Annotated in this window: 11 protein-coding genes; 7 read left to right on the forward strand and 4 right to left on the reverse strand. The window is 67.1% G+C overall.

The features are described from left to right. The first annotated feature begins 8 nt into the window (after positions 1-8). From EII26_RS03180 to EII26_RS03210, 7 genes are all read left to right on the forward strand, one after another. On the forward strand, positions 9-971 hold the full coding sequence (locus EII26_RS03180) for a glycosyltransferase (RefSeq protein WP_124887703.1): 963 nt from the start codon (positions 9-11) through the stop codon (positions 969-971). Next, positions 968-1,885 carry a formyltransferase gene (locus tag EII26_RS03185; RefSeq protein ID WP_233572576.1) on the forward strand — a complete coding sequence of 306 codons (918 nt, stop codon included), beginning with the start codon at positions 968-970 and terminating at the stop codon, positions 1,883-1,885. Before EII26_RS03180 ends, EII26_RS03185 begins: the two co-directional genes overlap by 4 nt. An 83-nt stretch (positions 1,886-1,968) precedes the next feature. Beyond that, positions 1,969-2,886, forward strand: coding sequence for a polysaccharide deacetylase family protein (locus EII26_RS03190; protein WP_124887704.1), 918 nt, complete (start codon positions 1,969-1,971; stop codon positions 2,884-2,886). 4 nt (positions 2,887-2,890) lie between these two features. Continuing rightward, positions 2,891-4,459 (forward strand): cardiolipin synthase, encoded by a 1,569-nt coding sequence (cls, locus tag EII26_RS03195; protein WP_158612126.1) that lies wholly within the window; start codon positions 2,891-2,893, stop codon positions 4,457-4,459. Between the two features lie 114 nt (positions 4,460-4,573). Further along, on the forward strand, positions 4,574-5,860 hold the full coding sequence (locus tag EII26_RS03200; RefSeq protein ID WP_124887706.1) for a hypothetical protein: 1,287 nt from the start codon (positions 4,574-4,576) through the stop codon (positions 5,858-5,860). Then, complete coding sequence (gene mnmE, locus EII26_RS03205) at positions 5,844-7,214, forward strand: tRNA uridine-5-carboxymethylaminomethyl(34) synthesis GTPase MnmE (protein ID WP_233572577.1); 1,371 nt, start codon at positions 5,844-5,846, stop codon at positions 7,212-7,214. The genes EII26_RS03200 and mnmE overlap by 17 nt, the downstream gene beginning before the upstream one ends. A 90-nt stretch (positions 7,215-7,304) precedes the next feature. Beyond that, positions 7,305-8,129: a nitroreductase family protein gene (locus EII26_RS03210; protein WP_124887708.1), complete on the forward strand. Its 825-nt coding sequence runs from the start codon at positions 7,305-7,307 to the stop codon at positions 8,127-8,129. 64 nt (positions 8,130-8,193) lie between these two features. Here the strand turns inward: EII26_RS03210 and EII26_RS03215 are convergent, their stop codons facing one another. Genes EII26_RS03215 through EII26_RS03230 form a run of 4 tightly spaced genes read right to left on the reverse strand, consistent with a single transcriptional unit; the run spans position 8,194 to position 12,281 of the window. After that, positions 8,194-9,093, reverse strand: a complete 900-nt coding sequence (locus tag EII26_RS03215; RefSeq protein ID WP_124887709.1) for a dihydrodipicolinate synthase family protein — start codon at positions 9,091-9,093, stop codon at positions 8,194-8,196. A 23-nt stretch (positions 9,094-9,116) separates the two neighbouring features. Further along, a complete protein-coding gene (locus EII26_RS03220; protein WP_124887710.1) occupies positions 9,117-10,286 on the reverse strand; it encodes a pyridoxal phosphate-dependent aminotransferase in 1,170 nt (389 codons plus the stop codon). A gap of 19 nt (positions 10,287-10,305) precedes the next feature. Further along, positions 10,306-11,535: a dicarboxylate/amino acid:cation symporter gene (locus EII26_RS03225; RefSeq protein WP_199735037.1), complete on the reverse strand. Its 1,230-nt coding sequence runs from the start codon at positions 11,533-11,535 to the stop codon at positions 10,306-10,308. 59 nt (positions 11,536-11,594) lie between these two features. After that, complete coding sequence (locus EII26_RS03230) at positions 11,595-12,281, reverse strand: 4-carboxy-4-hydroxy-2-oxoadipate aldolase/oxaloacetate decarboxylase (protein WP_124887711.1); 687 nt, start codon at positions 12,279-12,281, stop codon at positions 11,595-11,597. Between the last annotated feature and the right edge of the window lie 59 nt (positions 12,282-12,340).

Here is a 12,340-nt window from a genome sequence, read left to right on the forward strand (position 1 = left end):
CGGTGCACATGGAAAAAACGGACGTCTCGGTGATCGTTCCCGTCTACAACGAGGAGGAGAGCCTGCCCGGGCTGTTCGGGCGGCTCTTTCCGGTGCTGGACGCAATGGAACGCCCCTACGAGGTGATATTTATCAACGACGGCAGCCGGGACGCGTCGCTGCCCCTGTTGCTGCGTCAGCGGGCCGAACGGCCGGAGGTCGTCCGGATCATCGACTTCAACGGCAACTTCGGCCAGCACATGGCGATCATGGCGGGCTTCGAGGCTTCGAGGGGGGAGATCGTCGTCACGCTCGACGCGGACCTTCAGAACCCTCCGGAGGAGATCCCCCGCATCGCGGCCTGCATCGACGAGGGGCACGACGTCGTCGGGACGGTGCGCAGCCAGCGCAAGGACGCCTTTTTCCGGAAGGCGGCCTCCCGCATCGTCAACCGGATCACGAACCGGATCACGGGCCTCTCGCTTCACGACTACGGCTGCATGCTCCGGGGGTATCGGCGGGATGTCGTCGACATCATCAACGAGGCCGCGGAGAGCACGACCTTCATCCCCGCCCTGGCCCAGAAGTTCGCGGTCAATCCCGTGGAGATCGACGTGGGGCACAGCGAGCGGGAGCGGGGGGAGTCCAAGTACAGCCTGTTCCGCCTGATCCGGCTGAACTTCGACCTGATGACGGGGTTCTCGCTCGTGCCGCTCCAGGCGGTCACCATGACGGGGATGCTCCTGTCCGTGCTGAGCCTGCTCTTCGCCGTCTACATGTTCGTCCGCAGGCTCTGGATCGGGCCCGAGGCGGAGGGAGTGTTCACCCTTCTGGCGCTGAACTTCCTGCTGATGGGCGTCACCATCTTCTGCGTCGGCATCGCGGGGGAGTACGTGGGGCGCATCTACCAGGAGGTGCGCCGACGTCCGCGCTACGTGGTGCGGAAGGTCTATGGCCCCCAGGACGACCCGGGGCCGGAGCCCGGCCGGTGAGGGCCGTGCGCCGGGCGGTGGTCTTCGCCTACAGCTCCGTCGGTTGCGTCTGTCTGGACGCGCTGCTGGAGGGGGGCGTCGAGGTGGCCGCGGTCTACACCCACGAGGACGACCCCGGGGAGGAGCGCTGGTTCGCCTCCGTGGCCGACCGCGCGCGCTCCCACGGCCTGACCGTCCTCACCCCGGAGGCTCTGGACGCCGAGGAGGAGAGCATCCGCGCCCTGGCGCCCGACCTGATCTTCTCGTTCTACTACCGCTCTCTGATCCCGGAGCGGATCCTGAACCTGGCGCCGCTCGGGGCCTTCAACATGCACGGCTCGCTGCTGCCCCGCTATCGGGGCCGGGCCTGCGTCAACTGGGCCGTCCTGAACGGCGAGACGGAGACCGGGGTGACGCTGCACCGCATGACCGCGCGTGCGGACCGCGGCCGCATCGTCGATTGCGCGGCCGTCCCCATCGGGCCCGACGAAACCGCGCACGACGTATTTCTGAAGCTGATCCCCCGGGCGGGGGAGGTGCTGCGGCGCAGCCTGCCGGCCATCCTGGCGGGGCGGGCGGAGGGCGTGGAGCAGGACGAGTCCCGGGCGACGACCTTCGGGCGGCGCCGGCCGTCGGATGGGCTCTTGGACTGGTCGAAGGGTGCACGGGCCCTCCACGACCTGGTCCGGGCCGTGGCCCCGCCCTTCCCCGGAGCGTTCACCTTCCTGGAGGGACGGAAGCTCTTCGTGTGGAGGACCCGGCCCGCGGAGGGGGCCGACGGTGCGGAGGCCGCGCCCGGGACGGTGCTGGCGGCGGAGCCCCTGACCGTGACGACGGGCTCGGGCGTGCTGACGGTCCTGAGCGCGCGATGGGCCGACGAGGAGGGCCGGGACGGGGACTGCCCCCGCATCGCCGTCGGGGCGGTTCTGGGCTGACGCCCTGCGCGCGGCCCGAGGGAGAAAATCGGGGAAAATATCACATTCGAGGGGGACGCTCCCCTGGGAGGAACGTTCATAAAATGACGGACAATTGCGCTCTGGCGCTGAAGATAGATGTCGATACGCTGAAGGGATATCGGGAGGGGCTTCCGCGGCTCCTGGACGTTCTGAAGCGCCGGGAGATCCGGGCTTCGATCTTCTTCTCCATGGGGCCGGACAACTCCGGCAAGGCGCTGCGGCGCATCTTCCGGAGGGGCTTCGTCTCCAAGATGCTGCGCACCCGGGCTCCCTCGACCTACGGTCTGAGGACGCTCCTCTACGGCACGCTGCTGCCGGCGCCGATGATCGTGGAATCCCGGCCCGACCTGTTGCGCCGGGCGGTGGACGAAGGGCACGACTGCGGCATCCACGCGTGGGACCACGTGCTCTGGCAGGACAGGCTGACCGGGCTCTCCCGCGAGGCCGTCCGGGAGCAGTTCGGACGCGCGATGGAGCTCTTCGAGCGGGTGACGGGGAGGACCCCGGCCTGCTGTGCCGCGCCGGGCTGGCAGACGACGCCCGACGCCCTGGCCGTCCAGGACGAGCTGGGTTTCGACTACTGCAGCGACGTCCGGGGGGCGGGGCCGGCGGGACCGTTTTTGCCCCGCATGGGGGGAACGACGTTCCGCACGCCCCAGATCCCCACGACGCTTCCGACCCTGGACGAGCTCTGGGGGACGGACGGGCTGAATGCCGAGACGGTGAACGACCGCTATCTCGACCTGCTGGAGCCGGGGCTGAACGTCCACACCATCCATACGGAGATGGAGGGCGGCGCGATGAGCGCCGTCTTCGAGGGCTTCCTGGACGCCTGCATCGCGGGGGAGATGGCGTTCCTGACGCTGCGCGAGGCCCTGGCGGACCGCGGCGATCTGCCCGTCTCCGATGTCGCCCCGCGGGGGATTCCGGGGCGGGCGGGGACGGTGGCCGTCCGGCTTCAGGAGGCTTCGGGAGGCTGAGGCCATGCGCATTTCCCTCAAGTCCCTTCTCGGGTACGCATTGCTGTTGCTGGCGGTGTTGGCCTGCTGGCGCTACCTCGCGTCCCTCAGGGAGTCCCCGGTCCGGTGGGTGCAGGGAGGCCTGGCGCTCTCGCAGGAGATCTGGGGACAGCTGAACGCGCTGTGGGGGGCGGTGCGGCGTTACATCTACTGGATACTGGCCGCCTACGCGGTCGTGGCCGCGCTCACGGTATTCTTCGAGGAGAGCAACCCGGACCGCGCGAACCTCTGGCTCTTCACGCTGCTCCTGTTCCCCTTCGTCGGCCTCGCGGCCTATATGTTCTTCGGGCCAGACGTGCGGAGCGTCCCGCACCGCTGGCGCGTGTTCCGACGCTCCCGGCGGCGCAGAAGGGGCCGCGGACGGGTCTCGTCCGATGCGCCCAACGGCCTGGAGCGCCTGCTGGAGGTCTCGAGCGGCGCCGTCCCGACCTGCGGCAACGAGCTCAGGCTCCTGCTGGACGGGGAGGAGACCTTCTCGGCCATCGAGGAGGCTTTGATCTCGGCGCGCCACAGCATCCACATGGAGTACTTCTCCGTGGCCCACGACGAGCTGGGAACGCGGATCAAGGATCTGCTGACGGACCGTGCGAGGGCGGGAGTGAGGATCCGGTTCCTCTACGACGCGGTCGGCAGCTGGCGCATCGGCCGCGATTTTGTGGAGGAGCTGCGCGCGGCGGGGGTGGAGGTCCGGGCCTTCATGCCGGTGGCCTTCGCGCGTTTCCGGAGCGGGCTGAACCACCGGGACCACCGGAAGATCGTCGTGGTGGACGGCGAGGTGGGCTTTCTGGGGGGGCTGAACATCGGCGACATGTACCTGGGCAGGGATCCCAGGATGGGCCTATGGCGCGACACGCACCTGAAGCTGGAGGGGCCGGCCGTGTCCGAGCTGGACCGCGTCTTCTGGGAGCTGTGGGAGCAGTGCGTCGGGCCGGTCGCGGAGCGCGACGACTGCGAGCTGCGCCCGTCCCCTCCGCCCCGGGAGGGGGGCGTTGCGGTGCAGATCGCGTCCAGCGGGCCCGGCCCCACCTTCCGGGCCGTGGCGGACGGCTACTTCCAGATGATCACCTCGGCGCGCCGGCGCGTCTGGATCACGACGCCCTACCTCGTCCCGGGCGAGACCCTGTCCAACGCCCTGTCCATCGCCGCCCGGAGCGGCGTGGACGTGCGCGTGATCGTCCCCTCCAAGGCGGACCACACCCTGGTGTTCTGGGCGTCGCAGTTCAACGTCGACGCTCTGCTGCGGAACGGCGTCCGCGTCTTCAGCTACAAGGGCGGCTTCATCCATGCCAAGACGATGGTGGCGGACTCCGAGGTCGCCTCGGTCGGCACGACGAACCTGGACGTCCGGAGCCTGGAGATCAATTACGAAGTTCAGGCTTTCGTGCGCTCGAAATCTCTGGCCGCGGACCTGGAGACCGCCTTCCTGGACGATCTGGAGCAGTGCGAGGAGGAGTCCCTGGCGGGCAGAAGGGGAAGGCCCCTCGTCCAGAAGGCGCAGGCCGCAGTCGGCCGCCTCTGGTCCGCGCTGCTGTAGCCCTTCCGAAGGCTCCCCTCCCTTTCTTGCCGATGGATATCCCGTCCCTTTTGGGTTAAACTTAGGGCGCGGAGCGAGGCCCGCAGGATTCTCGTCCTTCCGGGAGGTGGTGGAATGAGAAGCTACATGAGCGCTCTGAAAGCGGTGGAGGAGACCGGGGTGAGGGCCTGGCTGGTCGGGGATACGGCCCGGATGATCGCCATGGACGCCCAGCCGGCGACCCTCTCCATGGTCGCGGAGCCGTGCGATCTGGACGCCCTGGCCGCGGCGCTGGGCAACGGGACCGTCGACGCCGTGGGCGGCTTTCCGGTGCTTCGCGCAAAGGTCCTGGACACGCCCGTGGAGATCGTGCTCCTGCAGGGCGATTCGATCGAGGAGGACCTGGCGCGCAGGGATTTCAGCATGAACGCCATCGCGTTCCGCGGCGACGGCGGGGTGGTCGACCCCTTCGGCGGACGCCACGACATCCGCAACCGGGTGATACGCCTGACGGGGGACGATATCGAGCTGGTCCGGCGGGACCCGCTGCGCATTGTCCGCATGCTCCGTTTCGCCGCCGAGCTCGGCATGGACATCTTCTGGAAGACCGAGACCGACGTCCGTACCTTCATCGAGAGTTACCCCGGCCAAATCCGCGGCATGCCCTCCGAGCGCTGGGGGCGCGAGATCCTGAACGGTGTTCGCCGCTGCCCCTACAACTTCGTGCGCCTGTGCGACGGCTATCGTCTGCTGTCCTTCTTCCTGCCGGAGCTCGAGGACCTCAAGGCGGTCGTCGAACCCCGGACGGGCCTGACCCTTTTCGAACACGCCATGACGACGCTCCGGGCCGTTCAGGACCGCCTCGGGGGCAACAAGATCAAAGATCACCAGTCCTTTTCCCTGGCTGGGCTCTTCTGCCGTCTGGGGACGCGGGAGCTCGACGCTCCGGATCTCGCCCCTGCGGCGAAGATCGCGTCCGGGTACCTCGGACGCTGGAACATCCCTTCCGATACGATCGACAGGGTGGCCGCGATCGTCATGAACTATCGTGCTTTCTACGCGCCCCGGACCGAGGAGGAGCTCTGCCGGGACGTGCTTCGGGACGGATTGGAGGCGGTGGAGATGACGTTCGAGTTCGCGTCGTGCGGTGCACTGGCGGAGCGCTTCCCGGGGACCGACGTGCTGAAGGGCAACCGCTGGAGGCTGGAGCAGGTCGTGGGGCGCTTCGAGTCCGTGGCGCGCCGGACGGACGGGTCGAGTCGTTTCCTCACGGGCGACGAGGTGATGGACCTGCTGAAGCTCCCGCCGGGACGAAAGGTGGGGGAGATCCTGGGCGGTCTGGATGTGGCGGTCGGGACCGGTCGGGTCGCCAGCCGGTCCGAGGCCGAGGACTGGGTGCTGCGCCGTGGATGTTCTCTATGAGACCATAGCGGCGATCGCCACGGCCTGGGGCGAGGCGGGCGTGGCCATCGTCCGGCTGTCGGGGCCCGATGCCGTCGCCCTCGCCAGGACGACCCTGCGCTTCGGCCCGGGAGGGTTCCCCCCGCCCCGGGAGATGCGCCTGGCGTCCCTGCTGGACGACACGGAGAGCGTGATCGACCGGGTTCTGGTGGTCCACTTCGCCGCGCCCAGAAGCTATACGGGCGAGGACGTGGTGGAGATCCACACCCATGGCGGCACCCTGGTGGTGCAGCTTTGTCTCGAGGCCCTGCTCCGTCGTGGAGCGCGACTTGCGGAGCCCGGGGAGTTCACGAAGCGCGCCTTCCTGAACGGGCGCATCGACCTCTCGCAGTCGGAGGGTGTGCTGGGCATCATCCGATCGCGGAGTGCCGAGGCCCTGCGCGCGGCGGCCCGGACCCTTTCGGGCGAGCTTTCGGAGTTCGTCCGGGAGATTCGGGACGAGCTCCTGGAACTTCAGAGCGGGCTCGAGGTGGGGCTGGACTTCCCGGAGGGCGAGGCCCCTCACGTCGACGAGACGACGCTGCTGGATGCGGTTGCGACGCTGAAGTTGGGATTGCAGGACCTGCTGGACCGGTGTTCCCTGGGGCTGCTGCTGAGGGAGGGCATCCGCGTCGTGCTGTCGGGCCGCCCGAACGTCGGCAAGTCCTCGCTGCTGAATGCGCTCCTGAAACAGGCCCGGGCCATCGTCACGGCGCTCCCGGGCACGACGCGGGACGTCATCGAGGAGGCCATCACCTACCGGGGCGTCCCGATCCGCCTGGTGGATACCGCAGGGCTGCGAACTCCGGTCGACGAGATCGAGGCCAGCGGGATCGAACGGACCAAGATGGAGCTGAAACAGGCGGACATCTGCCTCTGGCTCCTGGACGGCTCCGTCCCGCTGGACGACGAGGAGCTGGGCTACCTGCGATCCCTGAGCGAGCGGGAGCACATCGTCCTGCTGAACAAGGCGGACAAGGCGCATGTCGTGACGGAGGACGACGTTCACGAGATCGTCCCGGAGAGCTCCGTGATCTCCCTGTCGGCCAGGACGGGCGAGGGGCTGGAGCTCCTCAAGGAGGCGATTTTGTCGATCGCGACGGGCAACGGCTCGCTGGACGCCGGGCTCAACGTGACGGCCCGCCAGCTCGAGGACATCCGCCAGTCCCTGAACGCCATCGTGGAGGCGGAGACGGCGGCTGCGGACGGCGTCGGCCAGGATGTGGTCGCGGGGCTCCTGGGCTCGGCCCGCGGATCCCTGGAGCGGCTCCTGGGCATCGCCTGCGACGATGCGTTGCTCGACTCCATTTTCAGCCGATTTTGCGTGGGGAAGTGAGCTTCCGCACGGAGAAACTTTTTTCCGCGGGGACGGGCGGCGAGGGGGCCGTCCCTTTCTGCGGTCGGAGCACCGAGGGGGTGTGTCGTCTTGTCGTTCTACACCGTCGGCGAGGCCTGCACGAGCTGTGGGCTGTGCGTCGAACTTTGTCCCGCGCGGATCATCACGGCGGATTCGGAGGGCCGTCCCTTCGTGGAGGAGGGCCGGGAGGCGCTCTGCATCCGCTGCGGGCAGTGCGTGTCGTTCTGTCCCGTGTCCTGCAACGCCCTTGCCTTTCAGGAGGGGCCTCCTCTGGCCGTTCTGCCGGAGCTCTTCCCGACGCCCGAGGCGGCCGAGACGCTGCTGCGCAGCCGGCGCAGCGTGCGCCGATTCCGGAGGGAGGGGGTGCCCCGAGCGGTTCTTGAGCGCCTTTTCGAGACGGTCCGCTACGCACCGACCGCCCAGAACCTCCAAAAGGTCCGGTGGATCGTCCTGGAGACCCGGGAGAGGGTCGAGAGGCTGGAGCGCGAGGTCGTGGGCTTCTTCCGCGCCGCGGCCGAGGCGCCGGACGTACCTTCCGGACGGGCCCAGCTGCTGCGCGCGATCGTCCGCCGCTCCGATGCGGGGGTGCCCATCATCCTGCGGGGCGCGCCGCAGGTGGCCGTGGCCGTCGTCCCCAAGGGCGACGGGTTCACCCCGGAGGATGGGGCGATCGCGTTGACGTACTTGGAGCTGGCCGCCCATGCGCTGGGGATCGGCTGTTGTTGGGGCGGTTTCCTCACCAGGGCCTGCCGGGCCTCCGAGGCGCTGCGGAGGTCCCTTGGCGTTGCGGAGGACGAGCTCGTCGCCGGCGCCCAGATGTTGGGCTACTCCGCACAGGGGCGTTCCCGGCGGCTGCCGCCGCGCAAGGCTGTCGCGATCACGTGGATGAATTGAGACGGGTGGGGAACGTTCCGTTCCCAAAGATAGGGAGCCGGGGATTTCCCCGGCTCCCGTCCTTTTATCGGTATTTCCCCAGCAGACCCAGCTTTTCGAGCTCGCCGCGGATCTCCCGGACCGCATCGGCGCCCGCCGGCTGGATGGGCAGGCGCGGAGCACCGCCATAGAACCCGGCCAGGTCCATCGCGGCCTTCATGCCTCCGATCCCGTGGCGCGCGGTGACGCAGGCGTTCAGCCGCAGGAGGCTCAGCTGGATTTTGCGGGCGGGCTCGATCTCTCCCTTACGGCAGAGCGCGTACATCCCGGCGCAGAGGTCGGGGGCGACGTTCGCCACGGCCAGGGTCCCGCCCCGTCCGCCCAGAAGGGTTGTCGCGAAGAGATAGCTGCCCGAGCCGGCGAACACCGAGAAGTCCTCGGGCGTGCCCGCGATGATCTCCGAGATCTGCACGATGTTGCCGCCGGAGTCCTTGACCCCCACGATGTTGGGGTGGGCGGAGAGGCGCACGACCAGCCCGGACGGGAGGTTGATCCCGCTGTTGCCCGGCATGTTGTAGACCATGAGCGGGACGGGAGAGGCGTCTGCGACGGCCGTGTAGAACTTCTCCAGCGCCCCCTCGTTCAGGTCGCGCTTGTAGTAGCTGGGGTTGATCACGAGTACCGCGTCGGCTCCCCTATCGGCGGCGGCCCGGCTCAGCTCCGTCGTCTCCTTGAGCGACTCGCAGCCGGTACCGGCGATGACGAGCTTGTCCGGGGAAAGGCCTTTGCGGATGGCGGCGATCAGGTCCAGCTTTTCCTGGTGGGAGAGCAGCGCGAACTCGCCGTTGCTGCCCAGGGCGACGATGCCCGCAAGGCCCGTTTTGTCGAACTTGGACAAATTTTCGGCGAGCCTCCCGAAATCGATGGCGCCGTCGTCGCCGAACGGCGTCGCGATGGGGGCGAAGATGCCTTCTATCTTTTTCATGGTGTCGTTTTCCTCCTTGTCCGTCAGAGCGCCAGGGCCCTCTTTATCCTCTCGACCGCCTCGGTGAGGTTCTCCATGGATGTTGCGTAGGTCAGGCGGATGTTCTTCCGTGCCGACTCGCCGAACGCCTGTCCCGGGGTGACCGCCACGTGGGCCTCGGAGATCAGATATTCCGCGAGCTGCCAGGAATCGTAGCCCTTGTAGTCGATCTCGGGGAAAAGGTAGAAGGCGCCCTCCGGCAGGGGACAGCGGACCCCGGGGATCGCGTTCAGTGCCTCCGAGATCCGGCGCCGGCGTCGATCGTACTCCTGGCGCATCGTCTCCACGCAGTCCTGGGACCCCTGCAGAGCCGCGGCTGCGGCGACCTGGCCGAACGATGTGGCGCAGGTGACGACGTGCTGCTGGACCTTCAAAATCTGTTCGGTGAGGGCCGCCGGGGCCGCCAGGTACCCCAGCCTCCAGCCCGTCATGGCATAGGCCTTGGACATCCCGTTCACGACTACGGTCCGCTCCCGCATATCGGGAAGCGTCGCGATGCTGACGTGCCGGTGCTCATCGTAGACCAGGTGCTCGTAGATCTCGTCGCCGACGACCCAGAGGTCGTGCTTGACCGCCACATCCCGAATCGCCTGGAGTTCCTGTTCAGTCAGGACGCGACCGGTCGGGTTGTTGGGGGAGTTGATCAGGATCGCCTTCGTACGCGGCGTCACCTTTTTTTCCAGCTGTTCGGCGCGAACGGCGAAGTTCTCCGACGGGGAGAGCGGCACCGCAACGGGGCGCCCGCCGACCAGAGTGATCAAGGGGCGGTAGCTGACCCAGGCGGGTTCCAGATAGAGCACCTCGTCGTCCGGGTCCAGAAGGGACTCCAGCGCGATGTAGAGCGCCAGTTTCCCACTGGCCGTAGCGATGATCTCCTTTGCGGGATCGTAGGAGAGCCCGTTTTCCCGAAGAAGTTTCTCCGCGACGGCTTGTCGAAGTGCGGGGATGCCCTGGCTGGCGACGTAGTGGGTCTGGCCGCTCCGTATGGCCTTGACGCCCGCGTCCGCAATATGGGCAGGCGTGTCGAAATCCGGATCGCCGCCTCCGAGGTTGACGACGTTCACCCCCTGCTGCTGGAGCTGTCGTGCGCGGTCCGATATGGCGACGGTGCTGGAGCCTGCAAGCGCTCCTATCTTTCGTGAAAAATCAGGCATGATGATGTCCCCTCCTCCTTCAGTCCGCGTCGAAGACGGCACGGTTCATTTGTCCCAGCCTGGAGGCGCAGACGGTGGTCCCCACCAGATCGCCGGTGATGTTGCCTGTCGTATGGGCGATGTCGATGATCGGCCATATGGCGGCCAGGATGGGAATCAGGGTGAGCGGAAGCCCCAGCGTCTCCAGAAGAACCGTCGACATGACGATGCCCGATCCCTTCACACCCGCCGCTCCGACCGAGAGCAGCAATCCCAGATAGACGATCTGGAAGAGGAGCCCCGGGGTGACCGGAATATTGAAAAGGTCGAGGGCGAAGACGGCGATGACGCCGATCGCGACGGCCATCCCGTTCATGTTGGCGGTGTTGCCCAGGGGCAGGGCGAAGCCGTAGATCGGTTCGGGAAGGCCCAGTTTTTCCTCGGCGACCTGCATCGAGACGGGCAGGGTGGCCGCGCTGGAGGTGGTGGTGGCGGCGACCAGCATGGCCGGGAAGATGTGGCGGAAGAAGCGCAGGACGGGGACGGAGTAGAACTTGAGGATTGGGGGATAGATCAGGAAAAGGACGATTCCCACCGCGATGTAGTCGGCCAGGATGAACTTGAGGACGGCGGACATCATCTTGTCGCCGATGGTTCCGACGAGGATGGCCACAAGGGCGAAGATGCCGTAGGGGGCAACCCTCATGACGAAGTCCGTGATCTGGATCATGACCTCCGCGCCCTCTTGGAGGAAGCGCCTGAAGGTCTCCGTCCTCTTGTCCAGGATCAGGAGGGCGATGCCCACGATCAGGGAGAAGAAGATGACCTGCAGCATGTTGGCGTTGGCCATTGCCTCCACCGGGTTGGTGGGAATCCAGTTGAGGACCGACGCGACGACCGAGTAGCTGGACGTTTTGATCTCGCCGACCGTACCGAGGATCCCTTCGGCTCCGATGCCGGGACGGATGACGAGTGCGACTGCACAGCCCACGGCAGCCGCCAGAAGTGAGGAGAGAAGATAATAGGAGACGATGAAGCCCCCGACTCGGCGCAGGTGGGCAGGGCTGCCCATCCGGGTGACCCCGGAGGAGAGGGTGAAGAAGACGAGCGGAACGATGAGCATCTTCAGCAGACGAATGAAGGCGTCCCCCAAAGGCTGAAGAACCAGGACCTTGGGACCGGCCAGCCAGCCGGTCAGAATACCCAGGAGAAGCATCACGAAGATCTTCTTGTGCAGCGGCAATCCGAACCAGTGCTTCAATTTTTCCACGCTCCTTTTCTATTGTGGGGTTCCGATCGAGAAAACCCAAAAATGCACTTCTTCAGGGGCTACGCCCCGTAACGCCTGAAAGGGGGAAGCTTGAGCCTTTCCACCACGGCCGGGAGGCCCAGAAGGTCGAACAGGGATTCTCCCTCGCCGATCCTTCTTGCCAGGTCCCCCTCCTTGGCCGCTGTGCCCTCGGCCGCGCTCGCCACGGACTCGGCCAAGGCCGCCGGGACGACCACGACCCCATCCGCGTCGCCCACCACGACATCCCCCGGAGAGACGCTGACGCCCCCGCAGGCGATCGGGACGTTGACCGAGCCGGGAGAATCTTTGAACCCTCCCATGGGGGAGATGCCGGCCGCGAATACGGGAAACCCCATCTCGACGATCTCCAGCTTGTCCCGAACCCCTCCGTCCACGACGAGACCGCCCAGGGACTTTTTCATGGCCATCGTCGTCATCAGAGCTCCCCAAAGCCCCGTCTCACGGAAGCCACAGGCGTCGACGACAAGGACGTCGCCGGGATGCGCCATCTCCAGGGCCACATGGCACATGAGGTTGTCCGCCCTGTAGGTCTGTACCGTCAGGGCCGGACCGGCGAAGCGCATGGCGTCGCTCAGAGGCTTTATACTGCTGTGCATGCAGCCGAAGCGCCCCAGAGCGTCGCCGATCACGGGAACCGGCAGACGTCCCAGCCGGCGGATCGTCTCGGCCGGTACGATCGTGGAGCGATCGTTGATCCTGTACATTGCTCGTCCCTCCTGCAAAATGGAATGGATGGGGCCTTCTCCCAATCGAATGCATGAGC

It is taken from the genome of Fretibacterium sp. OH1220_COT-178 (assembly GCF_003860125.1).
Classification (GTDB): domain Bacteria; phylum Synergistota; class Synergistia; order Synergistales; family Aminobacteriaceae; genus CAJPSE01.